This window comes from Mucilaginibacter sp. UYNi724, from assembly GCF_054057495.1.
Map to the genome: position 1 here is coordinate 14,447 of NZ_JBSRZI010000006.1, position 22,545 is coordinate 36,991.

The window sequence follows — 22,545 nt, forward strand, 5'->3', positions numbered from 1 at the left end:
CGTTTACAATTTATTCCCTCTCAAAAATTCTTCAATACTCATCCGTTTTTTTCCTTCCAGCTGCACATCGGTTAGGCTGATGAAGCCATCTGTAGTGGCAAATTTTAGTCGGGTTTTATTATCGGTAACAAAGCCACCAGCAGCAATACCGGGTTCGCCGGGTTCTTGCGTGGCGCCGTAAATTTTTAGCACTTTATCATTTAACAATGTATATGCCGTTGGCGACGGACTCAACCCACGGATCAAGTTATAAACATCTTCTGCCGGTTTATTGAAATCTACGAGACAATCCGTTTTAAAGATCTTTGGCGCGTGTTTTAATTCCATGCCTTCGGCCAGCTCTTCTTGTGGGTGTTCGTGGTAGCGGCCGCTTTCAATTCCTTTCACGGTTTTTACCAGCAGGCCCGCGCCTTTGTTCATGAGGCGGTCGTGCAGGTCGCCGGCGGTTTCTGCGCCGTTTAGGGTCACTTTTTCGGTGAACAGGATGTCGCCGGTATCAATATCGTGCTTTAAAAAAAAGGTGGTAACACCGCTTTCCCTTTCACCATTTATGATAGCCCAGTTGATAGGCGCGGCCCCACGGTATTGTGGTAACAAGGATGCATGCAGGTTAATGGTGCCCTTTGGCGGCATATTCCAAACAACTTCGGGCAGCATACGGAAGGCTACAACCGCCTGCAGATCGGCTTTTAATGCCCTCAGTTCGTCCAAAAACTCCGGGTTCTTCAGTTTTTCGGGCTGCAAAACTTTTAGCCCGTTGGCATCGGCATATTGTTTAACTGCCGATTGATTTACCTTTTGGCCGCGGCCTGCGGGTTTATCTGGTGCGGTTACTACGGCAACAATATCGCTGCCGGCCTTTATCAAAGCATCAAGCGATGCAACAGCAAATTGGGGGGTGCCCATAAATATAATTCTCATTCGCGCGCTCGTTTTTATGTTTTGTAAACAATTGTGTTAGTTGTACAGCAGGTATTTAACCCGCATGGCCTTAAAATTAGTTAAGCCGGGTTCCCAGCTCCGGCGAATCTCGGCCTCGGTTTTACCGGCAATAATTTGCTTACGTAGCTCATCGGTACCGGCCAGGCGTTTAAAATAGGGTATAAAAAAATGCGCCTTATCCGGGTATATTTTATACATGTCAATTACCCAGGCTAAATTAAGTTTTCCGCTGTTGCGGATGGTTTGCATATTGTAATTTTTAAGGTCGAGGCCGTAGCAAACGGTATCCTGCAATGGTGGCTTATCGCTCATGCCAGGGATGCTTACCGGTTTAAAGTTAAAATCATATTTGTCTTTCAGTAACGGGCTGCCAACCACCTGGAACGGGAATAGCGTGCCGCGCCCAAGGCTAAGTTTTGTGCCTTCGAAAAAGCAGATGTGCGGGTACAATAATATCGATTGCGCGGTATTTAAATTGGGTGACGGGTTAACCGGCAGCACATAATCCATATCACGTGTGTAGTTGCCTACCTTCACTATTTTTAGTTTACATTTTACCTTGTTTTTTAACCAGCCCTGGCCGTTTATCATTTGGGCATATTCGGCAATGGTCATCCCGTGCAACACGGGGATAGGGTGCATCCCCACAAAAGAGCGGAAACCGACGGTATCCAGTATAGGGCCATCTACATAAACACCGTTGGGGTTTGGCCTGTCCAGTACCATCAGTTCAATATTGTTTTCGGCGCAGGCCTCCATTACGTAATGCAGGGTAGATATGTAGGTGTAAAACCGGGTGCCAACATCTTGCACGTCAAATATCATCAGGTCGATGCCTTTCAAATCCTCGGGCGTGGGCTTAAAATGTTTGCCGTAAAGGGAAATGGCGGGCAGGCCGGTAACGGCATCAACGGTGTTGCCAATGGTAGCCCCGTCGCTGGCGTTTCCCCTAAAGCCATGCTCGGGCCCGTAAATCTTTTTAATATCAACACCCAGTTTCAGCAGGCTATCTACCAATGGTTTTTTATTGGTGCCGATGATGGAAGTTTGGTTAATCAGCATCCCAATTTTGCGGCCTTTAAGGTATTGCAGGTAAATATCCAGCCTATCGGCAGCGGGCAGGATGGGGGCGGTTATTTTTTTTACGGCAACCGTTTTATTGGTTTTGACTGATGCCTTTGGGGCTTGTGCAAAATCGTCGCATTTTAAAAAAAGCAGGCTTAGCGCAATTATGGGGATGTATAATTTGATGCCGGTCATAAGTTTTGATGTTTAAGCAAATTTAAAAGCAGTATGTTTAAGTGTAAAAACGCATCTTTGCGAAGGTACAAAAAATCATTTCAGCATTGAATTTCGCCGGGTTTATATCAAGTCGTATTACGTTTAAGAGTAAGCGTACTTTCTCCAAGTTAATTGTCCGCATTGCCATTATTGGCATTATGCTGGGCCTTGGCGTAATGATATTGTCGCTGGCCGTTATCCGTGGATTTAAACAAGAGATCCGTGAAAAGGTTAGGGGCTTTGCCGGGGATATTCAAATTGTGCGTACAGATAACAACACCTCGTATGACCGCTCGGCATTTAACGATAGTGCCGCGGTAGTAAAAAGCATCAGGTCGGTAAAGCAGGTAGAAGCCGTATATCCGTATGCTACCAAGCCCGGCATCATCAAAGCCAATAATGAAATTGAAGGCGTAATATTAAAAGGGGTTGATAAAACCTACAATTGGGATTATCTTAAAAAAATGCTGGTCGCGGGCACGGTTATCCAATATTCTGATACTGCCGAGGTGCAAACCCAGATCATGATATCGCAAATTACCGCCAATCGCTTACGCCTAAAAACAGGTGATGATGTGATGATGTATTTTGTGCAGGAGCCACTGCGCAAGCGCAAGCTTAAAGTTGTGGGCATATTTAGCATTGGGGTTGATGAAGTTGATAAAACCTTTGTAATTGGCGACCTGGCCCTTATTAAACGACTTAACGACTGGAGCCACGGCGAAATTGGCGGCTACGAAGTACGCACAGCCGATTTTACGCAGATAAGTGCTACAGCAAATAATATCGACGATAAACTTCCCATCAAACTAAAATCATACACGATATTAGAGAACTACCCCACCATTTTTAGCTGGCTGGATATGCTTGATGTAAACATTATTGTAATGCTGGTGCTAATGATAGCCGTAGCTATCATCAACATGGTCTCGGCCTTGCTAATCATGATATTGGAGCGCACCGCTATGATAGGCATTTTTAAAGCCATGGGTGCCGGTAACTGGATGATCCAAAAGATCTTTTTGTACAACGCAACCTATTTGATAGGTATGGGCCTTGTATTAGGCAATGCCTTAGGGTTAGGCGTGGGCTACTTTCAAAAGCAAACCCACTTTTTTAAACTCGATCAGGCATCTTACTATATGACATTTGTACCCATTAAGTTTGTATGGACGGATGTTTTATGGGTAAATGCAGGTACGCTAATCGTATGCCTGCTGGTGCTTATCGTCCCATCTATGCTGGTTACCCGTATTTCGCCGGTAAAAGCAATCAGGTTTAAGTAAAAAAGCTGCTTATATTGAGCGGATAGCACTGGTGTATGCACTACTTGTATTAGCACTATTAATAGCTCAAAATGCTTCGGCAGAGTTACCGGAATAATGCATGTCACCAATCCTGATGCTGGTAAATACCTCTGTTTTTTGAGCGAACATTGGTGTGGCAGTTATAAAACTTCCAAACAATAACATTGCTTTTTTCATACAAGGTTTCGTCCAAAATTATATAACCTAAACATGGGAATATCACGTTTAACTAATTGTGTTAAATAGTTAAATTGCGCTATGTCTAATCATCTAAACGCAATTGTATGAAATTCCATTATTTTTATATTTTAGTTTTGATATTGTGTCCATGTTTTTCTTACGCCCAATTTAAACCACATTGCTTAGTACTTAATGACGCAACCATAATTGACGCCGGTCATCCGGTGCCAGCTACGCACCAAACCATTGTGATCCAGGAAGGGCGTATTACTAAAGTTTTTCCGACAGGAACAGTAGCCATCCCTGATTCGGCTGTAATTATCAACTTAAAGGGAAAGTATTTACTTCCGGGGCTGATCGATAGCCATGTGCATATGGCTACCGATCCAGGCGGTACTGATAACCGTTCGCATACGTTACAAGTATTGCAGCAAATGCTTTACAGTGGCATAACCACTGTAAGGGATATGGCAGGCGATGCAAGGGTGCTCGCCGAGCTCGCCCGTAGCGCTAACGAAGGCGAAATTACAGCGCCCGGAATCTATTATTCTGCATTAATGGCAGGTACCGTATTCTTTAGTGACCCGAGGACACAATCATCTACAAAAGGCGGCACAGCTGGCAACATGTCTTATATGAAAGCAGTATCGGACACAACAAATATTTCACTGGCGGTTGCTCAGGCCAAGGGAAGTGGTGCGTCTGGTATTAAACTATACGCGAATCTTTCTGCCGTGTTAGCCAATAAAATTGTGGACGAAGCAAAAAAGCAAAATATACCGGTTTGGTCGCATGCCTGGTTACAGGGAGCCAGACCATCCGATCTCGTTAAGGCAGGGTGCATTTCCATTTCACATGCGCCGTTACTGATCTATGAAAAAGTTGATAAAATACCTGCTAATTGGAAGAAAGGCCATTACGACGCTGCTTTTTGGGACAAAACGGTACCCGCACTTGATGATTTGTTCGGCCAGATGAAACAACATCACGCCATATTCGACGCCACGTTGCTTACGTATAAAAAGTGGGCTATGAGTGATACGTCAATGAAGTGGGACTACGAGATTGCCAAAAGAATCACCGCCCGCGCATACAGGGCAGGTGTAACTATTTGCGCCGGTACCGACGACGACCAGGAACAATTCGTACAGGATGAGATGCGTTTACTCGTTACCGATGCCGGATTTACTCCTTTCGGCGCAATAGTAGCTGCAACAAAAAACAGCGCCTCTTCATTACACCTGGAAGCTGTTAAAGGAAGTATCAGTCCGGGTATGGATGCTGATCTATTGATCCTTACCCGCAACCCATTGGATAATATAGATAATATAGAATCGGTAAACATGGTGATAAAAAAAGGTGGGATCTATCAAAAATAATACTTACCTAAGTTTCACTTAGATAAAATATCTTCCGTTGATAATTATGAGATGCATTTATTAGCCGGGGTATTTTCGAAATTATAAGGTTTAGATTTTGTTGCGAACGTTTATAGATAAACAAGTTTACTTTCTTCCCTTAAAACTGAATTTTAGGTTTACACCACCGGCACCAAAACGGATATCCTGCGCGCCCAGGCCGCTAAGGGGATATTTAACAAATGGTTCTATCACCAACCTGTTGCCACCCACCGGGTAACCTATACCAATCGATACATTAAGCGTTTTGGCAAAGTAAAAACTGTTAAAGCTGTTATGAGCGGTTTGCTTTTCGGGCGCGGCATTGGCAGCAAAGCCTGCGCCGCCGCTGTAACCATAACGGTAGGTGTAAGTTTCGTTTATAAATGTACCCGAACTTAAACCCGCCGAAATATAAGCGTCAGTTTTTTGCGGATTGATCTCGTATTTGATATTAATGGGAATATCCAGCCCCACTAAATTTGCATTATAATTTTTAAAGACCGGCAAAACAGCAGCTGTGGCAAAAAGTGTTGATTGCCTTGCAGCCGGTGCCGCACTTGCAAGCCTTTCTGCAGCGGGTGGCGCCTGTGTATTGTAACTTAATGAGTTTTGCGCAAGCGATACCCCGGTAGAAAGCTTAAAGTTTTTGCTCAGCCTAAAATCGGATGTTACACCAGCCCCGGCGTTTACCTGGTTGGTGCTGCCTTCGGCATAGTTAAAGTAAGTGGCTGCGTAGATACTAAAGTTTACCTTTTTGCCGGTTTGTTTTTCTGTTTTAGTGTTTTTAGCGGTCGTGTTTAGCTTGTCCGCCTCAAACATATCAGTTATCGATCTTTTGGCTGGCTGCTGTTTAGTCAAACTATTGGTTGAACCATCAGTGGCTTGCACAACTTTATCATCCGCAGGGGTATTAGTATTTGCCAATTGCGGCTGCTTTGCCAAATTATTAGCAACTTTTTGGCTGTCTATCAATGGTTTTGTCTCCGTCTTTACTGGATTTGTTTGCGCTATGGTATTTGATGGTGTTTGCCAAGGTTGCGGGTGCCCGATCCAGGAATTTGGTTTTATAGTTTGTGTTGTATTATCTGTATTGCCAGGCTTCGAAGTTGAAGTTGTACCGTCAACATATTTTGGGATAACAATCGTGTTATTAAAAGTAGGCGTTGGGTTAGTGTTCGCGATAACAGGCTGAATTTTATCCGCAGCGATAGGATTAATTTCTGCAGCGGTATCTTTTAAAGCAGGTTGCTGCTGTTGTTTTGCAGCAGGTTTAACCGCCATTTTATTTACGGCTGCATCCTGGTTGTTATACCAAAAGGCTACACCAAAAAACACCAGAATTACGGCCGCGGCACTGCACCACCAAAGCCAGGCAATTTTATTGCCCTTCTCTTCGGCCGGGAACTTTGTCCTCAGCTTTGCCCAGCCATCATCGGCGCCGGGGTGTTCGTAATTATCAAACACCTGCTTAATGTGGTTGCTTAGTTTTTTATCAAACTGCTCATCCATGGTGTCGTGTTTCGTTTGTTATCAGCTGCCTTAACTTGTCTTTGGCCCTGCTTAAATATACCCTCGATGAGCTTGCCGGTAAATTCAATATCTTACCTATCTCATCGTGATTATAGCCATCTATCTCGTACATGTTAAAAATGGTAAGCTGTATGTGGGGCAATTGCTTCATCAGCTTTAAAATATCCTGTGCATTTAAACTTTCTATAGCGGTAGCGTTGCTGCCAACATTGTACGCGTCTTCAATATCGGTATTGGCCTGGTGCTTCAATTCCTTGCGGCGCCTGTCAATAGCGCTGTTTACCACAATGGTACGTAGCCATGCCTTAAAAGGTTTGTTGGCATTGTAGGTACTTATATTATTAAAAACTTTTATAAAAGCATCGTTCACAACCTCTAAAGCGTCATCACTGTTAAGGCTGTAGCGCATACTTACACCCATAGCATAGCCATAAAACTGTTTATATAGTAATTCCTGGTGTTTTATGCTTCCTGATTTACATTTACCGACTATCTCATCCTCGGTAATGCGGTGAAGTACATGCATTAATTGTATTACTGCTTAGTTGGACAAATACAGCACGCCTCAAAACCCCGAAACGCAACAACTACAACTAAATATAAATGGCCGCCTGCTACTATCGTTATTTAAACAAAAGAGCGGTAACAATCAATTAGTTTGTCTTTTTAAGATCGTACTGGTAGCTTACCGTATCGCCGCTTGTGCGTACCAATTGTAAAATGGTGCCGTTGTAAACATACAGGTAATCGCCTTGAAGATAGCGTTTGGTGTATTTGTTGGCTTTAAAAGTGCTATCTACAAAGCGTGCACTATTCCCCGAAAATCCGTAATGCCCCCTGCTGCCGGCATGCAAAGTAGTGGTATCTCCCAAAACCTTAAAGCCAACACTGGGCGTTATAACCAATTGTATAGTAGCCTTCTGGGTGTCTATTTTCGTAATGTTAGGCAATTTTCTCAGTAATCTAAACTCACCTGTAAAAGTACCTTCGGGGGCAATAACCGGTGCTGGGTTATCATTGTTAAAACAACCGGCTGCAAGTAGCAGCAAAGCCGGCAAAAAATAAATTAATCTTTTCATTTTATTTGGGTTACAATACCATTACGTATTAAATTGGTAAACGCTACACGCAAGTAATAATTATTTAACCTTTTTGGCTTCGTTCCAAAATACATCCATTTCGGCAAGGTTCATATCTTTTAGTTGTTTGCCATGTTCTTCAGCTTTGGCCTCCAGGTACTGGAAACGTTTAATAAATTTACGGTTCGTTTTTTCCAATGCGTCCTCGGGGTTTATGCCGATGAAACGCGCGTAGTTGATGAGCGAGAACAGCAGGTCCCCAAATTCGCCTTCGGCTTTATCATGGTCAATGTCTTTTTCGTCGGCCACGTTATACTCGTCTTTAAATTCCTGTAACTCTTCTTCTACCTTGGCCCAAACCTGGTCCTTGCTATCCCAGTCGAAGCCAACGCCGCGGGCTTTCTCTTGTATGCGCGATGCTTTTACCAAAGCGGGCAAGGACGTGGGTACGCCGCCCAAAACAGAGTTGTTGCCTTCTTTCAGTTTGATCTGTTCCCAGTTACGTTTTACATCTTCCTCGTTGTTTACCTCGGTATCGCTGTAAATGTGCGGGTGGCGATTGATGAGTTTATCGCAAATGCCATTTAGTACGCCGGTGATGTTAAAGCTCTCTGTTTCTGACGCGATGCGCGAGTAAAATACAAGGTGCAGCATTATGTCACCAAGTTCTTTTTTTATCTCGTCCATATCGCCGCTCAATATAGCGTCAGATAGTTCGTAGGTTTCCTCAATGGTTAAATGGCGAAGGCTTTCCAGCGTTTGCTTTTTATCCCAGGGGCAGTTTATCCGCAGGTCGTCCATAATGGTAAGCAAACGGTCGAACGCTGCCGAGGGTGTATAAGCGGTAACAGGAGCAGTAATTGGCATGGTGTATAATTAGATAGATCAAAGATAAGTATTCAGTTGGCGGTTTGCAGTTTGAAGTTTTAATTCAGTTTGCGGTTTTAATTCAGTTTGCAGTTATTAGTTTGCAGTTTGCTGCTTTTTAAATTACAAGTAATTTTGCCCACTGCCCACTGCCCACTGCCCACTGCCCACTATAAACTGCTAATTGCTCTCAGCATTTCCCGTTTGCCGGGTGCACCGGGGGCTTTTTGCACTTTCAGCCCAAGGGCTTTAATGGCGCGTTTCAGGTTGCCGGTAATGGCATAGGTTACGAACACACCGCCGGGTTTTAAAAACTGCAGGGTATGGCCTATGGCTTCGTCGCTCCACATTTCGGGTTGGTAGGTGACCGCAAAGGCGTCAAAATAAATAACGTCAAATTTTTGTGCCGATGTAAAATCGTGAAGTTTTGACGCCGCTACATTTAAATCTACCTGGCCACTCATCTTAACAGGTGCCGTTAAAGAGTCCGGGTAATGCGCCAGAAAACTTTCCCAAATAGGAGCGGGCACATATTGGTCATAACCTGTCTGGCTGATCATTTGGTTGTTAAGCGGGTACGCCTCGATGCCGGTGTATTGCAGGTTTATTTGTTGCTGTATGCAAAAATCGGCGGTTAGCAAAAAGTTGAGCCCTGTGCCGAAGCCTACTTCGAGGACAGATACTTCGGTGTTGCCTTTGCCTGTATTCGCCAAAAAATATTCCAGGCCCGATTGTACAAACACATGCCTGCTCTCCTGCAGCGCCCCGTGGTGCGAATGATAGTTTTCGCCAACCAGCGCGTTGTAAATGGTATTTGAACCATCGGCAGTTGGTACAATTTGAAGATGGGACTGGTGGGTGTTTTCGGCCATAATGTTGACGGTAAATTTAGAGAAAATTAGGTTATTAGCCGCCCGGATAGTTTACTCACCCCCGTCCCGATAGCTATCGGGATAGCTTCGCTGGTCCACCCTCCTGCTTCGCAAAGAGGGGGGGAGGCTAAAAAGATTTTTTTATCCCTCTTTCCGCGCAGCGAAGAGTGGGTGGTCGAGCGAAGCGATGACCGGGTGGAGTAAAATCTGCTGGTAAAAAACCTGCGTAACAAAAAGCCCCTCGGTAAAAAGGGGCCTTTTATCACAAACTATTCTAACTATCCTATAAACATTAAAATTTTAAACACTAATATAAATCCTATTCCCGTTAGCCATCGGGACGAGCTACGCTGTCATCGCCAACAGCTGGTTTAGCTTATTGCAGTAATCGGGCAGGCTAATGTGGCCCTGGTCATATTCTTTCACCAGCTCGTCCAGTTGTTTTTCAACCATCCTGCGGTCAATTTTCTCGTCAGATAAGGCAATTTTTATATTATTTACCTTTTGCTGGGCGGCTTTGCGCATGTACATCGGTTGTACATCTTTGGCTTGCACTAATATTTTATTTCGTTTTTTACGGTTTTGCTTGTCAAATTTCAGTATCAAATACACCAATACAGATCCAATTACCAGGAAGTAAAAAAAGTTAGCTGTAGATGTAGTAAACAGTTCGTTCATATAAATTATTCGTCTTCGTAGTTGAACCCTCGTTTTTCAATTTATAGTCATATGTTTTGGTTTTAATTATTACGAATATGTAACTATATAGGTTGCGTGTTTTTTTAAAATGTTGATAAACAGCCCTGCCGCGAGGAAATAATATTTAATTATTTGGAAAATTTGGCAGCAGCTATTACCTGCCTGTTATGTTTTATATACCTTTGCGGCATGTTATCCAGGCACTTAAAAGTTTCTTTATATAGTTCTATTTTTTTTATGTTGATGCTGGGCACTTTGCCGGTATTGTCTCAAACCAAACGCAAGGCAAAAACAGCAACCGATGAGGCTCCGGTGCCTTCATTTAAGTTTAAAACCATAGTTATCGACCCCGGCCATGGCGGTAAAGACCCAGGCGCGCATGGTGCTTATTCCAAAGAAAAAACCATTGCGCTAAGCATCGGTAAAAAACTTAAAGTGGCCATTAACAATGCCATTAGCGGGGTAGATGTGATCATGACGCGCAGCACCGATAAATTTATCGAGCTACACAGGCGCGCCAACATCGCCAATGATGCCAACGCGAACTTGTTTATTTCTATTCATTGCAACTCCTCGCCCCAAAAGGTGAGCCCCAACCGCGGCGTGTTACTGTTGGTTTATGGTTTTCACCGCAAAGGCGAGCAACTGGAAGCCATCCGCGAAAATGCTTCCATATTTATTGAAAAGGATTACAAGAAAAAATATAATGGGTATGGCGAGGATGCGGCGGTTAATGCTATTGTGCTGGCCGCTTTTCAGCAACGCTACCGCAAACAAAGCGTACAATTTGGCAACCTGCTAAACCACCAGCTTAAAGCGGAAAACGGCCGTAAAAGCCTTGGCGTGCGCGAGCAGGGGGTATTGGTGTTGCAGCAAAGCGGCATGCCCGGCATGCTGTTAGAAACCGGTTTCATCAACAACCCGTCCGACGAAAAATACCTCAACTCCGAAGACGGGCAGAACGACATTGTACAGTCCATATTGGTAGCGATAAAAAAATATAAAGAGAGTTTTGAGTAGAACGACGTTGCAGGTATAAAATTTGTTGTTGTATATTACATCATCAAACCAACGCTTATGAAAACCACCACAGCATCCCGCAGAAACTTTATTCGTAACAGTGCTATCGGCGCGGGTACATTGTTGCTTAGTCCGGCTTTAGCTGCCCTTGCCGAAACGAGGGATAATAAACGCCTGGGTGTAGCCTTGGTTGGTTTGGGCGGTTATGCAGGCGGGCAATTGGCACCGGCCTTACAGCATACTAAAAACTGCTACCTGGCAGGCATCGTTACCGGCACCCCTAATAAGGCAAAGGAATGGGCTGCAAAGTATAACATCCCCTCAAAAAACATTTACAATTATCAAAACTTTGATGAGATAGCCAAAAACCCGGACATTGATATTATTTACGTGGTGCTGCCGGTATCGATGCATAAAGAGTACACCATTCGTGCTGCAAAAGCGGGCAAACACGTTATCTGCGAAAAGCCAATGGCACTTAACGCCGCCGAGTGTCGGGAAATGATAGCAGCCTGCAAAAAGGCAGACCGTTTACTTTCTATAGGCTACCGCTTACATTTCGAACCCCATACGCAAGAGGTGATGCGCCTTGGCCAGAAACAAGTTTTCGGCAAGGTTACAACAGTTGATACTGCCAACGGCTTTACCTATAACGGCGACCCAAACGCCTGGCGATTAAAAAAGGCGCTTGCAGGTGGCGGCGGCCTAATGGATATGGGTATTTACGCTATACAGGGCGCCCGCTATACCTTAGGGCAGGAGCCAATTGCTGTTAAAGCAACGCAAGAAAAAACACGGCCCCAACTATTTAAGGACGTAGATGAAACCGTTTTTTGGGAACTGAAATTCCCCGGCGGGCAAAAGGTAACCGGCAAAAGCAGCTATAACCATGATTGGGGTTACCTGCGCGCGCAAGCTCAAAAAGGCACGTTTGAACTGGAACCGGCTTATGGTTATGACGGGCTTGATGGCAAGATAAACGGCAAACCCATGCAGATCCCCAACATTATACAACAAGCCGCCCAAATGGATGATTTTGCCACCTGTGTTAAACTCAAAAAACAAAGCCGGGTACCCGGCGAAGAAGGCCTAAAAGACATGAAGGTGGTTGATGCACTTTACCGAAGTTTAGATAGTGGCAAGTGGGAAAAGATTGGATAAATGAGATATAAGGGAGCGTGTTTTTGGTGTATTTTTTTAAGCCAGCCGCGCTACATTAATGTCCAAGCCTAAAAGTAAAGCCAAGAAAGATGCCGCCCGAACTGTAATTTATAGGTGCGTAATAGGTTGACCTTAGCTTATTCATCCCACGGCCAAAATTTGAGCTGTCGTAACCAAAGCTAATATCATAGCTTACCTTATTGCCGGGTATGGTAACAATAATAGCCGGCGCTACGGCTGCCGAAAATCCCGCCTTTACAGATCGGTTTTCGATCTGCTTATCATCCGAGTTGATGTATGTTTGGGTGACTATGCCCAAGCCTATGTTTTGGCCGCCTTTAACTGCTGCCGATATAAATATCCTCACGTACTCGTCACTGGGGTTAAAGCAGTAACGCGGGGTTAACGCAAGGCCATAGTAAAATGTGGTGGCATCAAGTTGGCGCAAATCGGGCAGGTACTTCTTTATAAATTAAAAAGTCTGCGAAGGCGGTTAGGTCGATGCCAACCCGGCCTTTCAAAAGTTCTTTGCCGTAGCCCGCGTTAATACCTACCGAGCGGTACCGGGAGTCGAGAAAATTATTTGACGGGGTGAGGTTCCTGAGGCCAACCAAAAAACCGCTTTGCGCTTTTATAGATTGTATGAAAAATAAACTGACGATAATGGTTAGGATAAGAGGCCGCATGCAGATGTGTAATAGGTAAGCCTAATATAAATGCATATAATGAAAAGCAAATGAAAGCAGGCGGAATACTATATTTACATCATTAAAATAAAACCATGCACCTAAAACGTCTTATCTTAATGGCGCTGATACCCCAACTGATAGCCGCGTTCAGTTTCGCGCAAAAGGTGCCTTATGGCAAAAATGCTGCTGTAGGCAAATATTACGATGTGCGCGGCATAAAGCTTTATGTAGAAGAATACGGCAGCGGCCAGCCTTTGCTGATGATACACGGCAATGGTGGCGATATGAGCGCCTTTAGCGAAAACGTACCCTATTTTGCTAAAAAGTACAGGGTGATATTAGTGGATAGCCGCTCGCAAGGCAAATCTGTAGATACCCATTCGTATATCACCTTTGAGCAAATGGCCGATGATTTTGCCGAACTGTTGAATGTACTGCACATCCCCAAAGCTTATGTATTAGGTTGGAGCGACGGCGGCATCAACGCTATACTGATGGCTATGCGGCACCCGGATAAGGTGATCAGCTTTGCATCAACAGGAGCGAATATTACACCGGATGCAAGCAGCTTTGCCGACCCAAACGGCTGGCCATCGTCAAAAAAATACTACGAGCAAAACAAGAACAAGAAATGGCGCACCGCCGCCGAGCGCAATCGTTGGAAAATGTTTATGCTGGATTGGGAACAGCCCAATATTAAACTAACCGAGCTACACCAAATAAAATGCCCGGCCCTTATCATAGCCGGCGACCATGACGTAATAGCCGATAAACATACCCGCCTTATACAGGCTAATATTCCCGGCTCGCAGTTGTGGATCGTGAAAAATTCGGGACATGGTACACTGATCGAACACGCCGCCGCGTTCAACAAAAAAGTGGACGCTTTCTTTCAGCATAAATAGGGTATTTGTCATTCATTATTCAAAAAAGATGTTTAAACATCTTTTTTATTATACATGTCAAACCTTTATATATCTTTGGCAAACAATTAAATATCAAACTGAAAAATAAAACAAATGAAAAAGATCTTAACCTTAGCTGTAGCAGCATTATTTATGCAAACGGCATTTGCCCAAAGCACATGGAAAGCTGATAAAGCACATTCACATGTTAAATTTACCATCACCCACCTTGCGGTATCTGATGTTGACGGTACTTTTAAAGATTTTGACGCATCTATCATTGCAGCAAAACCGGATTTTAGCGACGCTAAATACACATTCTCTGCAAATACCGCGTCTGTAAGCACCGATAATGACAACCGCGACGGTCATTTGAAATCTCCCGACTTTTTTGATGTAGCTAAATTCCCAACGTTAACATTTGTTAGCACAAGTGTTGCCGCTGCCGGTACAAACAAATATAAAGTAACCGGTAACTTAACTTTACACGGTGTAACTAAAGCAGTTGTTTTAGATGTTGCTTACCGTGGCACCATTACCAACCCAATGACAAAAGGCCTTGACGCCGGTTTCAAAATTACAGGTACTATCAAACGTTCTGATTTTGGTTTCGGCAGCAAATATGGCTCACCAATGCTTAGCGACGAAGTTGAACTTAACGCGAGCGGCGAATTCCTGAAACAATAATAGTTTTTCAAATAAATAAAAAGGCGGCCTTCAATCACGAAGGCCGCCTTTTTTAGGGTTGGCGTTTTTTAGATCCGTTTAAAGGTTAGTGTTTTACCGATGAATTTGTAATGCCAGTAACCCTTTACTTTTAGGGTGCCCTCTTTATCGATGTATGCAGATGAATTCCAAAGGCGGCCGTGTTTAGAATCGTATATCATGCCATCTTCCCAACTGTTACTTTCCTGGTTATAGGTGAGTTTCTCCAGCACATTCATGCCTAAAAGCTTGCGGCTGCGCATTGCCGGGTTTGGGTTGTTCTCGTCTGTCCAGTAATCAAGTTCCTTGCTATCGTCGTGGTCATCAAACCAAACGATCTTGGCTTTAAATTCGTTACCTTCTTTGTAAACTTGCACTATCAGCCTGTCATCCTCAAGTTTCCATTTGCCGCAAACCTTTTCGGCTGCCGCTGCTGTAGTTTCAACAGCAGGTGTGTGGTGATTTACACTACCAACAAGCATTAAAGCCACAAAACTACACAAAAACTGATTTGCCATATTAGTGTCAATTTATAAACACAATATAGGCAATAGTAATGCCAGATACGCAAATTTTTTTTGAGAAATTTAAATGATTTTAGAGTATCCGCTTAAAGGTCATGGTTTTACCTATGAATTTCATTTTCCAGTAACCTTTTACCTTTAACAACCCAACTTTATCGATATAACCAGCGGCACTCCAGTATTTGCCACTCTGCACTTCGTAGATCCTGCCGCCTTCCCAGGTATTTGAGGATGCATTATATTGCAGGTTCTCTACCACGTCGAGCCCAAGCACTTTGCGGCTGCGCAATGCTGGGTCGGGGTTTTTAACATCGGTAATGGTTTCCATGGGTTTGGCTTTCGAGACGCCTCCGCTAAACCAAATTATTTTTGCCTTAAAAGTATTTTTGTATGGGTAGACCTCAACTGTAAGGTTTTTTTCGCTTGATTGCCATTTGCCGCAAATAAGATTGGCTTTGCCGGCCTCGTTGGGCCCGACAGTTTTAAAAGAACAAAGCACTGTTAACAATAAAATACAAACGTAGCGCATAAAGGGAAATTGGCCGCTATCAAAATAGCTTATACAATAACGCATAAAATAGCTATTGTTTGGTGAAGCTAAAAATAATAATCGGGAAGAAATATAAAATGTTATTTTAGTAGTTTTAAACCTCAATATGAATAGAATCTCCCTTGCATTACTTATGCTGTTATCTGTTATTTCATTTCAATCTTGCAAAAAGGATTCGCCTGTAGTAGATAGTCCTCTTATTATAGAACCACCACTAAATGTGGAGCAACCCGACCCTAATAAACTTTATCTGGTTAGTAAAATAACTTTTCATTATGCAAGCCAAAGCAACAGGGTAGAAGAGTATAAATATGACGCGTTGAACCGTATCATTCAATCTCGTACAGAAAACTATCGAACGGCTCCCGTAGGCTCATGGGAAACTTTTAACTATGAGTATGATAATACCAATAAATTAATTAAAGCAGAAATGGTAAACTTTGAAAATAAAGTTTTAGTTACCAATTTGTTCACTTATAATACTAACATAACCTCTGGCGATGAAGTATACTTTCAAACAACTAATGGTGTAACGGCGTATGTATACCCCATATCGTTAGACGCCAATGGCAAGGTTAAATTTATTGCTCGACGATATGCGGTAAAATACGATGTTAAAGGGCATTTTTCATACTATGGTGCACCCGAATGGATAGATGATTTTGATGCGACTTTTCAATTTGATACTAAAAAGAACCCATTTAATAACGTAGTGGGTTTAAATCCTAATATCAATTATTTGGTTGAGCTTTATCCTGTCAACAGCTTAAATAACTTACTTACAATCAATAATTCCGGAAGTAAATTGATTACCTATAATGTAAATGATTATCCATTACAATCTGTGTATACCGACGCTAATGGAGGTGTAGAGACCGTCGATTATGAATACATCATAAAATAACCCTCAACGAAAACGTTATAGTGAATTGATTGCCTCCGATATGCCTCGAGGGCTTTTCACTTTTATATATTTGAGATGTAAACCAATACACATCTATCTGTATGAAAAAATTGCCACTGCTGCTTCCGTTGCTTGGGCTTGCCTTGTCTGCATCGGCACAACAAAAAAATATATACCACAAGAGCTGGGTGGATTTTAATAAGAATGGCCGCATGGATGTGTTCGAGGACCCCTCGCAAAATATAGAGAAGCGCATCAACGACCTGCTTAGCCAGATGACAGTAGAAGAGAAAACCTGCCAAATGGCTACCCTATACGGCTACAAGCGCGTGCTAAAAGATGAAATGCCCACCGCAAATTGGAAGAATGAGATCTGGAAAGATGGCATTGCCAATATAGACGAAGAACTCAACAACCTTACTTCGCATACCGATGATGCGCCCACCCAATACTCGTACCCGTTTAGCAAACACGCTACGGCTATAAACACGGTGCAAAAATGGTTTGTAGAAGAGACCCGCATGGGCATCCCCGTCGATTTTACAAACGAGGGCATCCACGGCCTAAACCACGACCGTGCAACTCCCTTACCGGCACCGATAGGGATTGGCAGTACCTGGGATAAGGCATTGGTTAGGCAAGCAGGCCAAACCGTTGGCCGCGAGGCAAAGGCACTTGGCTACACCAATGTTTACGCCCCGATACTTGACCCCGCCCGCGACCAGCGTTGGGGCCGTGTTGTAGAGTGCTATGGCGAAAACCCATTCCTTATCGCAGAAATGGGCAAGCAAATGGTGCTGGGCATCCAGGAGGAAGGTGTTGCATCAACCTTAAAACATTACGCTGTTTACAGTGTGCCTAAAGGCGGCCGCGATGGTAGCGCCCGTACCGACCCGCATGTTGCCCCGCGCGAGATGCACCAGATTTACCTGTACCCGTTCCGCAGGGTGATCCAGGAAGCCCACCCTATGGGGGTAATGAGCAGCTATAACGATTGGGATGGCGTGCCCGTTACCGGCAGCTACTATTTCCTGACGGAACTGTTGCGCCAGAAATTTGGTTTCCAGGGATACGTAGTAAGCGATAGCGAGGCGGTGGAGTTTCTGTTCTCGAAACACAAGGTAGCTATCGATTATAAAGAAGCGGTAAGGCAGGCGGTAGAGGCCGGGCTTAACGTGCGTACCAACTTTACCCCGCCACAAACTTTTATTATGCCGTTAAGGGAACTTATCAAAGAGAACAAGATCTCGATGAAGGTAATTGACTCCCGCGTAGCGGATGTGTTGCGGGTAAAATTCCGTTTAGGTTTATTTGATTCGCCGTACGTAAAAGACCCTAAAGCAGCCGACAAAATAGTACATACCGCCGCCGATGCGGCCATGAGTTTAAAAATGAACCGCGAAAGCATGGTGCTTTTAAAGAACGAAAACAACCTGCTGCCTTTAGATAAAAGCAAGTACAAAAATATCCTGGTTACCGGCCCGCTGGCTGTAGAAAGTAATTACACCATAAGCAGATATGGGCCGTCGCACAATAAGATCATCAGCGTGTTGGATGGCATTAAAACCTATATGGGCAACGCCGGAAAAGTAAGTTATACCAAAGGCTGCGATATGGTAGATGCTACCTGGCCCGAGAGCGAGATCATCGAAACTCCGCTGACCGCTCAAGAGCAGGCGGGTATTGATTCGGCAGTGGCGCAGGCTAAATTATCTGATGTAGTGATTGCCGTGGTAGGCGAAGATATCGATAGGGTGGGCGAAAGCCTATCCCGTACCGGCTTAAATTTGCCTGGTCGCCAGTTAAAGCTGATCCAGGCGTTGCAGGCTACTGGCAAACCCGTTGTTATGGTGATGATAAACGGCCAGCCGCTTACCATCAACTGGGAAAATAAATACGTGCCTGCAATTTTAGAGGCTTGGTTCCCGAGCGTACAAAGCGGGCAGGTAATTGCCGAAACCCTTTTTGGCGATAACAACCCAGGGGGTAAACTGCCGATCACCTTCCCGAAAACAACGGGTCAGCTGGAGTTTAACTTTCCGTTCAAACCAAACTCGCAGGCAGGGCAAGGCGGCCAAAATAGCTGGGGGCATACCAGCGTAAATGGCGCACTTTACCCATTTGGTTACGGCTTAAGTTATACCAAATTCCAGTACAGCAACCTTACAGTATCGCCGGAGAAAGGGCATACCCAGGGTGATGTTATCGTAACGGTTGACGTTACCAACACCGGCCAGCGCAAAGGCGATGATGCGGTGCAGCTTTACCTGAAGGACGACATCAGCACCGTAACCACCTACGAGTACGACCTGCGCGGCTTTGAGCGTGTAGCCCTTAACCCCGGCGAAAAGAAAACCGTTACCTTTACCCTGCACCCCGACGACCTGGCCCTATTAGACAAAAACATGAACTGGACTGTTGAGCCCGGCACCTTCCAGGTTTGGATAGGTGCATCATCGCAGGATATTAAGCTGAAGAAGAGTTTTGCGGTGGAGTAAAGTTTTTATCAAATCGCCCCCCGCCCGTTCAACCCCCGCCCATTCAAGCGTCACGCTTGAATGTTGCATAGTGTAAGCGTCTACGCTTACGTGTTTTTCAAGCGTGGACGCTTGAAACGGCGGATTATGCGTTGTATCTTTACCTTATGCCAAAACGTTTCGACTGGACACCCTCTGCTTATTCAACTATGGAAAACATCACCACCCGCCCGGCTACCATGGCCGATATGGATACTTTGCTGCAGTTTGAGCAGGGCGTTATCAGCGCCGAACGCCCGTTTGACCCAACGCTTAAGGATGGGCACATCAACTATTACGACTTAAACGAGTTTATTACCGCCCCGCATATCCACCTTTTAGTTGCTGAAATTAACGGCGAGGTGATAGGCAGCGGCTACTCGCGTATAGAAACTGCCAAGATCTATCTTCAACATCCGCAGCATGCCTACCTGGGCTTTATGTATGTGCTGCCGCAGCATAGGGGCAAGGGCGTTAACAAGATTATCCTCGAAGCGCTGAAGGAGTGGTCGGTGCAGCAGGGTGTAACCGAATTTAGGTTGCAGGTATATTTCGGGAATGCGCCCGCCATAAAAGCTTACGAAAAAGTGGGCTTCAACAGCCATATGATAGAGATGCGCATGGGCTTATAAAACATCTGCCTGCCATAAAAATTAAAATTTTAAAAAGTTTTTCAACTTATTGTAGTTTTGCGCTTTATTTATAAATTTATAGCAGGAAACAAACCTCAACTATTTAAAGGCAAGCAGATACGTTATGGAAATTAAGAGCAATGGCGTTAAAAGCGGCTGGTTAAAAAATATGATCATTAAGCGGTTGTATTTTGATAAAGCAATGTCGTGTGCCGCGTTGAGCCAGCTTTTTGATAAAAGCATCCCATCAATCGCGAAAGCGATAAACGAGCTTATAAAAGAGGGTTTTGTAGTAGAGCAGGGGTTTGCGCCATCAAGCGGTGGCCGCAGGCCGTTGATGTACGCCATAAATACCAACGCCATGTTTATACTGGCCGTGGCTATGGATCAGCTTTCGGCGCGCATCCAATTAATTGATCTTAACAACAACCCCGTTGCCGAAATGGCTACGGTGGAGTTAAAACTCCATAATAACGAAAACGCCCTTCCTGAACTGATCAGTCACCTGAATAATTATGTGGAGGAGAGCGGCATCGCCAAAAAGAAAATTGCCGGTATTGGCATTGGTATGCCTGGTTTTATTAATGCCGTAGAAGGTATAAACTATACCTACCTTGATGCCGGCGGCGAAAGCCTGAGCAAATACATCGAAAAAGAAACAGGCATCACCACTTATATCGATAACGATAGCAGCCTGATAGCACTTGCCGAGCAAAAGTTTGGTATTGCCCGCTCGCAGCAGGAAGTGATGGTGATAAACCTGGGCTGGGGTATCGGCCTTGGTATGATCATCGACGGTAAAATTTTCCGCGGTTACAATGGCTTCGCGGGCGAGTTGAGCCACATCCCGTTATCAGACAACGGCGCGCTTTGTGTATGTGGTAAACGCGGCTGTTTAGAGGCCGAAGCATCTATGCTGGTAGTTGCCGAAAAGGCCGAAGAAGGTATTAAAAAAGGCCGCGTAACCAGCCTAAAAGCCCATAACGGCCAGTCGAAATTAATGGGCGAGGACCTGATGGACGCCGCCAACCAGGGCGATCAGTTCGCTATTGAACTATTGACCGATGCCGGTTATAAAATTGGCAAAGCACTGGCGATCCTTATCCACATCATGAATCCCGCTAATATTGTGTTGAGCGGCCGTGGTGCCAAGGTGGGGCGTATACTAATGGCACCGATCCAGCAGGCCTTGCATAAATATTGTATTCCACGCCTTTCATCAGGTACGGAATTATTGATCTCATCCCTTGGTTTCGATGCCGAACTCATCGGCGCTGCCGTTTTGGTGATGGAAAACTTCGATAAAGAAGAACAGGCGAGGTAGTTTGTTGGTGAGTGTTATTTATGGCGTTCCCTTCGGGCAGGCTATCCGCTCATACTGCACTGGCCTTAGCCGCATGGCCGGTATCCGCTTCTATCCTTAACGCAAATTTCTCAATTACGTCATTTCGGGAAACCCAACTCGCGAAATTTGGCATTGCATAACTTGTGTGAAATCTCGCGCAAGCGTATGCCAAATTGCTCATCCAAAATATTTTCAAATAAAATTTGCGTAGTTAAATAGCTACGCATATATTTGTAGTCAAATAACTACATGATGAATTTACGACGAGATGTGTTCCAGGCCCTGGCCGACCCCACCCGCAGGGCGATACTGCTATTGGTAGCGTCGCAAGCTATGGCGGCGGGGGCGATAGCCGCTAATTTTGACACCGCCAGGCCAACCGTTTCTAAACACCTGCAAATACTTACCGAGTGTGAATTGCTTAAGCAAGAGCAAAACGGCCGGGAGATTTTTTACCATATCAACGCAAAAAAAATGAAAGAGGTGGCCGATTTTATCGAACCCTTCCGCCAAATGTGGGATGAGCGGTTTAACAAGTTGGAAAACATTATGCAACAATATAAAGGCAAATAATATGGAGTTGAAAACAAAAATAACCGCCGAAGACGGCCAGCAAGACTTGGTCATCACCCGTGAATTTGATCTGCCTGTGGCGCTTCTTTTTAAGGCCCATATCGAGCCCCAAATTATTGAGCAATGGATGGGAACCAAAGTGATAAAGTTTGATGCCAAACAACATGGCGGCTGGCAATATGAAACTTCTGATGCGAAAGGCAACGTAGTGTTTGAGGCCCATGGCACTATTCACGATCTTGTAGATAACCAAAAGATAGTGCGCACCTTCGAGATGGTGAACGCGCCTTTTGGCCCGCAACTGGAGTTTTTGGAGTTCGAAAAACTGACGGATGACACCAGTAAACTGAGCATACAGATCATTTACCGCTCAAACGCTCTGCGCAACCAAATGCTGAAGCTGCCATTTGCACAGGGACTAAACATGGCGCATAACCGCCTGCAGGATATAGCAACCAAACTAAAACAATAGAAACCATGAAAAAGGGAAACTTAATTATTTATTGGCTGGCAACGGCCCTGCTGTGCTTCGGTATGTTGGGCAGCGGTGTATCACAGGTGATGCGTGTGAAAGACATGGTAGCCCTGCTTACCCCGCTGGGCTACCCCGTTTATTTTATGACCATTATTGGCGTATGGAAGATATTGGCCGTGATAGCTATCTTAATGCCGGGTTTTAAGCTAATAAAGGAATGGGCATACGCGGGGTTATTTTTTGTGATGACGGGCGCACTTTTATCACATATCGCTGTTGGCGATGTTGGCTTTAAGGCGCTGGTAGGCCCGGTTATGCAAATCGTATTTATTATATTGTCGTGGTATTTTAGGCCTGCAAGCAGGGAAATAATTTTGACTGATCAATAA

Annotated in this window: 25 protein-coding genes; 13 read left to right on the plus strand and 12 right to left on the minus strand. The window is 44.5% G+C overall.

Annotated features, from left to right (window positions below; all coding sequences use genetic code 11):
* Positions 1–3: 3 nt before the first annotated feature.
* Together fmt and ACVW0P_RS10280 are read right to left on the minus strand one after the other, a co-directional pair.
* Positions 4–921, minus strand: coding sequence for a methionyl-tRNA formyltransferase (fmt, locus tag ACVW0P_RS10275; protein WP_457132011.1), 918 nt, complete (start codon positions 919–921; stop codon positions 4–6).
* 36 nt (positions 922–957) lie between these two features.
* The gene (locus ACVW0P_RS10280) at positions 958–2,202 is read right to left on the minus strand and encodes an exo-beta-N-acetylmuramidase NamZ family protein (protein WP_457132012.1); all 1,245 of its coding nucleotides are present in this window, start codon (positions 2,200–2,202) and stop codon (positions 958–960) included.
* Positions 2,203–2,288: 86 nt separating this feature from the next.
* Here ACVW0P_RS10280 and ACVW0P_RS10285 point away from each other — a divergent pair, with 86 nt between their 5' ends.
* Both ACVW0P_RS10285 and ACVW0P_RS10290 read left to right on the plus strand, forming a co-directional pair.
* Positions 2,289–3,509, plus strand: coding sequence for an ABC transporter permease (locus tag ACVW0P_RS10285; RefSeq protein ID WP_457132013.1), 1,221 nt, complete (start codon positions 2,289–2,291; stop codon positions 3,507–3,509).
* A 425-nt stretch (positions 3,510–3,934) separates the two neighbouring features.
* Positions 3,935–5,089, plus strand: coding sequence for an amidohydrolase family protein (locus ACVW0P_RS10290; RefSeq protein ID WP_457132014.1), 1,155 nt, complete (start codon positions 3,935–3,937; stop codon positions 5,087–5,089).
* Between the two features lie 126 nt (positions 5,090–5,215).
* Here the strand turns inward: ACVW0P_RS10290 and ACVW0P_RS10295 are convergent, their stop codons facing one another.
* The 6 genes from ACVW0P_RS10295 to ACVW0P_RS10320 all read right to left on the minus strand — a co-directional run bounded on the left by ACVW0P_RS10295 (position 5,216) and on the right by ACVW0P_RS10320 (position 10,136).
* Positions 5,216–6,619, minus strand: a complete 1,404-nt coding sequence (locus tag ACVW0P_RS10295) for a hypothetical protein (protein ID WP_457132015.1) — start codon at positions 6,617–6,619, stop codon at positions 5,216–5,218.
* On the minus strand, positions 6,612–7,166 hold the full coding sequence (locus tag ACVW0P_RS10300) for an RNA polymerase sigma factor (protein WP_457132016.1): 555 nt from the start codon (positions 7,164–7,166) through the stop codon (positions 6,612–6,614). Before ACVW0P_RS10300 ends, ACVW0P_RS10295 begins: the two co-directional genes overlap by 8 nt.
* A 127-nt stretch (positions 7,167–7,293) precedes the next feature.
* Positions 7,294–7,719 (minus strand): hypothetical protein, encoded by a 426-nt coding sequence (locus ACVW0P_RS10305; protein WP_457132017.1) that lies wholly within the window; start codon positions 7,717–7,719, stop codon positions 7,294–7,296.
* A 60-nt stretch (positions 7,720–7,779) separates the two neighbouring features.
* Complete coding sequence (gene mazG, locus ACVW0P_RS10310; RefSeq protein ID WP_457132018.1) at positions 7,780–8,586, minus strand: nucleoside triphosphate pyrophosphohydrolase; 807 nt, start codon at positions 8,584–8,586, stop codon at positions 7,780–7,782.
* Between the two features lie 170 nt (positions 8,587–8,756).
* Complete coding sequence (mnmD, locus tag ACVW0P_RS10315; protein WP_457132019.1) at positions 8,757–9,458, minus strand: tRNA (5-methylaminomethyl-2-thiouridine)(34)-methyltransferase MnmD; 702 nt, start codon at positions 9,456–9,458, stop codon at positions 8,757–8,759.
* Positions 9,459–9,803: 345 nt separating this feature from the next.
* Positions 9,804–10,136: a hypothetical protein gene (locus ACVW0P_RS10320; RefSeq protein ID WP_457132020.1), complete on the minus strand. Its 333-nt coding sequence runs from the start codon at positions 10,134–10,136 to the stop codon at positions 9,804–9,806.
* A 210-nt stretch (positions 10,137–10,346) separates the two neighbouring features.
* Here ACVW0P_RS10320 and ACVW0P_RS10325 point away from each other — a divergent pair, with 210 nt between their 5' ends.
* A complete protein-coding gene (locus ACVW0P_RS10325) occupies positions 10,347–11,177 on the plus strand; it encodes an N-acetylmuramoyl-L-alanine amidase family protein (protein WP_457132021.1) in 831 nt (276 codons plus the stop codon).
* A gap of 57 nt (positions 11,178–11,234) precedes the next feature.
* Positions 11,235–12,338 (plus strand): Gfo/Idh/MocA family protein, encoded by a 1,104-nt coding sequence (locus tag ACVW0P_RS10330; RefSeq protein ID WP_457132022.1) that lies wholly within the window; start codon positions 11,235–11,237, stop codon positions 12,336–12,338.
* Between the two features lie 55 nt (positions 12,339–12,393).
* On the opposite strand, the gene ACVW0P_RS10335 is transcribed toward ACVW0P_RS10330, so the two are convergent.
* Together ACVW0P_RS10335 and ACVW0P_RS10340 are read right to left on the minus strand one after the other, a co-directional pair.
* Complete coding sequence (locus tag ACVW0P_RS10335; protein WP_457132023.1) at positions 12,394–12,786, minus strand: hypothetical protein; 393 nt, start codon at positions 12,784–12,786, stop codon at positions 12,394–12,396.
* The gene (locus ACVW0P_RS10340; RefSeq protein ID WP_457132024.1) at positions 12,773–13,024 is read right to left on the minus strand and encodes a hypothetical protein; all 252 of its coding nucleotides are present in this window, start codon (positions 13,022–13,024) and stop codon (positions 12,773–12,775) included. Before ACVW0P_RS10340 ends, ACVW0P_RS10335 begins: the two co-directional genes overlap by 14 nt.
* Positions 13,025–13,119: 95 nt before the next feature.
* On the opposite strand from ACVW0P_RS10340, the gene ACVW0P_RS10345 reads away from it, so the two are divergent.
* Both ACVW0P_RS10345 and ACVW0P_RS10350 read left to right on the plus strand, forming a co-directional pair.
* Entirely contained in the window at positions 13,120–13,932 is an 813-nt protein-coding gene (locus ACVW0P_RS10345; protein ID WP_457132025.1) for an alpha/beta fold hydrolase, read from the plus strand.
* Between the two features lie 114 nt (positions 13,933–14,046).
* Positions 14,047–14,619 carry a YceI family protein gene (locus ACVW0P_RS10350; protein ID WP_457132026.1) on the plus strand — a complete coding sequence of 191 codons (573 nt, stop codon included), beginning with the start codon at positions 14,047–14,049 and terminating at the stop codon, positions 14,617–14,619.
* A gap of 68 nt (positions 14,620–14,687) precedes the next feature.
* Here the strand turns inward: ACVW0P_RS10350 and ACVW0P_RS10355 are convergent, their stop codons facing one another.
* Both ACVW0P_RS10355 and ACVW0P_RS10360 read right to left on the minus strand, forming a co-directional pair.
* Positions 14,688–15,155, minus strand: a complete 468-nt coding sequence (locus ACVW0P_RS10355; RefSeq protein WP_354431319.1) for a DUF2147 domain-containing protein — start codon at positions 15,153–15,155, stop codon at positions 14,688–14,690.
* Between the two features lie 79 nt (positions 15,156–15,234).
* Positions 15,235–15,735: a DUF2147 domain-containing protein gene (locus ACVW0P_RS10360; RefSeq protein WP_457132027.1), complete on the minus strand. Its 501-nt coding sequence runs from the start codon at positions 15,733–15,735 to the stop codon at positions 15,235–15,237.
* Between the two features lie 82 nt (positions 15,736–15,817).
* Between ACVW0P_RS10360 and ACVW0P_RS10365 the strand changes: the two genes are divergently transcribed.
* The 7 genes from ACVW0P_RS10365 to ACVW0P_RS10395 all read left to right on the plus strand — a co-directional run bounded on the left by ACVW0P_RS10365 (position 15,818) and on the right by ACVW0P_RS10395 (position 22,545).
* The gene (locus tag ACVW0P_RS10365; protein ID WP_457132028.1) at positions 15,818–16,615 is read left to right on the plus strand and encodes a hypothetical protein; all 798 of its coding nucleotides are present in this window, start codon (positions 15,818–15,820) and stop codon (positions 16,613–16,615) included.
* 101 nt (positions 16,616–16,716) lie between these two features.
* The gene (locus ACVW0P_RS10370) at positions 16,717–19,113 is read left to right on the plus strand and encodes a glycoside hydrolase family 3 N-terminal domain-containing protein (protein WP_457132029.1); all 2,397 of its coding nucleotides are present in this window, start codon (positions 16,717–16,719) and stop codon (positions 19,111–19,113) included.
* 146 nt (positions 19,114–19,259) lie between these two features.
* Complete coding sequence (locus ACVW0P_RS10375; RefSeq protein WP_457132030.1) at positions 19,260–19,763, plus strand: GNAT family N-acetyltransferase; 504 nt, start codon at positions 19,260–19,262, stop codon at positions 19,761–19,763.
* A 124-nt stretch (positions 19,764–19,887) separates the two neighbouring features.
* Positions 19,888–21,087 (plus strand): ROK family protein, encoded by a 1,200-nt coding sequence (locus ACVW0P_RS10380; RefSeq protein WP_354431313.1) that lies wholly within the window; start codon positions 19,888–19,890, stop codon positions 21,085–21,087.
* A 273-nt stretch (positions 21,088–21,360) separates the two neighbouring features.
* Positions 21,361–21,681, plus strand: coding sequence for an ArsR/SmtB family transcription factor (locus ACVW0P_RS10385; RefSeq protein ID WP_354431472.1), 321 nt, complete (start codon positions 21,361–21,363; stop codon positions 21,679–21,681).
* Position 21,682: 1 nt separating this feature from the next.
* Positions 21,683–22,153, plus strand: a complete 471-nt coding sequence (locus ACVW0P_RS10390; protein ID WP_457132031.1) for an SRPBCC family protein — start codon at positions 21,683–21,685, stop codon at positions 22,151–22,153.
* Positions 22,154–22,158: 5 nt separating this feature from the next.
* Entirely contained in the window at positions 22,159–22,545 is a 387-nt protein-coding gene (locus ACVW0P_RS10395; protein ID WP_457132032.1) for a DoxX family protein, read from the plus strand.

Bases quoted from the DNA above. Each gene is read 5' to 3' on its own strand.
- fmt (WP_457132011.1), bottom strand. From the start codon at position 921: ATGAGAATTATATTTATGGGCACCCCCCAATTTGCTGTTGCATCGCTT.
- ACVW0P_RS10280 (WP_457132012.1), bottom strand. From the start codon at position 2,202: ATGACCGGCATCAAATTATACATCCCCATAATTGCGCTAAGCCTGCTT.
- ACVW0P_RS10295 (WP_457132015.1), bottom strand. From the start codon at position 6,619: ATGGATGAGCAGTTTGATAAAAAACTAAGCAACCACATTAAGCAGGTG.
- ACVW0P_RS10300 (WP_457132016.1), bottom strand. From the start codon at position 7,166: ATGCATGTACTTCACCGCATTACCGAGGATGAGATAGTCGGTAAATGT.
- ACVW0P_RS10305 (WP_457132017.1), bottom strand. From the start codon at position 7,719: ATGAAAAGATTAATTTATTTTTTGCCGGCTTTGCTGCTACTTGCAGCC.
- mazG (WP_457132018.1), bottom strand. From the start codon at position 8,586: ATGCCAATTACTGCTCCTGTTACCGCTTATACACCCTCGGCAGCGTTC.
- mnmD (WP_457132019.1), bottom strand. From the start codon at position 9,458: ATGGCCGAAAACACCCACCAGTCCCATCTTCAAATTGTACCAACTGCC.
- ACVW0P_RS10320 (WP_457132020.1), bottom strand. From the start codon at position 10,136: ATGAACGAACTGTTTACTACATCTACAGCTAACTTTTTTTACTTCCTG.
- ACVW0P_RS10325 (WP_457132021.1), top strand. From the start codon at position 10,347: ATGTTATCCAGGCACTTAAAAGTTTCTTTATATAGTTCTATTTTTTTT.
- ACVW0P_RS10330 (WP_457132022.1), top strand. From the start codon at position 11,235: ATGAAAACCACCACAGCATCCCGCAGAAACTTTATTCGTAACAGTGCT.
- ACVW0P_RS10340 (WP_457132024.1), bottom strand. From the start codon at position 13,024: ATGCGGCCTCTTATCCTAACCATTATCGTCAGTTTATTTTTCATACAA.
- ACVW0P_RS10345 (WP_457132025.1), top strand. From the start codon at position 13,120: ATGCACCTAAAACGTCTTATCTTAATGGCGCTGATACCCCAACTGATA.
- ACVW0P_RS10350 (WP_457132026.1), top strand. From the start codon at position 14,047: ATGAAAAAGATCTTAACCTTAGCTGTAGCAGCATTATTTATGCAAACG.
- ACVW0P_RS10355 (WP_354431319.1), bottom strand. From the start codon at position 15,155: ATGGCAAATCAGTTTTTGTGTAGTTTTGTGGCTTTAATGCTTGTTGGT.
- ACVW0P_RS10360 (WP_457132027.1), bottom strand. From the start codon at position 15,735: ATGCGTTATTGTATAAGCTATTTTGATAGCGGCCAATTTCCCTTTATG.
- ACVW0P_RS10365 (WP_457132028.1), top strand. From the start codon at position 15,818: ATGAATAGAATCTCCCTTGCATTACTTATGCTGTTATCTGTTATTTCA.
- ACVW0P_RS10370 (WP_457132029.1), top strand. From the start codon at position 16,717: ATGAAAAAATTGCCACTGCTGCTTCCGTTGCTTGGGCTTGCCTTGTCT.
- ACVW0P_RS10375 (WP_457132030.1), top strand. From the start codon at position 19,260: ATGCCAAAACGTTTCGACTGGACACCCTCTGCTTATTCAACTATGGAA.
- ACVW0P_RS10380 (WP_354431313.1), top strand. From the start codon at position 19,888: ATGGAAATTAAGAGCAATGGCGTTAAAAGCGGCTGGTTAAAAAATATG.
- ACVW0P_RS10385 (WP_354431472.1), top strand. From the start codon at position 21,361: ATGAATTTACGACGAGATGTGTTCCAGGCCCTGGCCGACCCCACCCGC.
- ACVW0P_RS10390 (WP_457132031.1), top strand. From the start codon at position 21,683: ATGGAGTTGAAAACAAAAATAACCGCCGAAGACGGCCAGCAAGACTTG.
- ACVW0P_RS10395 (WP_457132032.1), top strand. From the start codon at position 22,159: ATGAAAAAGGGAAACTTAATTATTTATTGGCTGGCAACGGCCCTGCTG.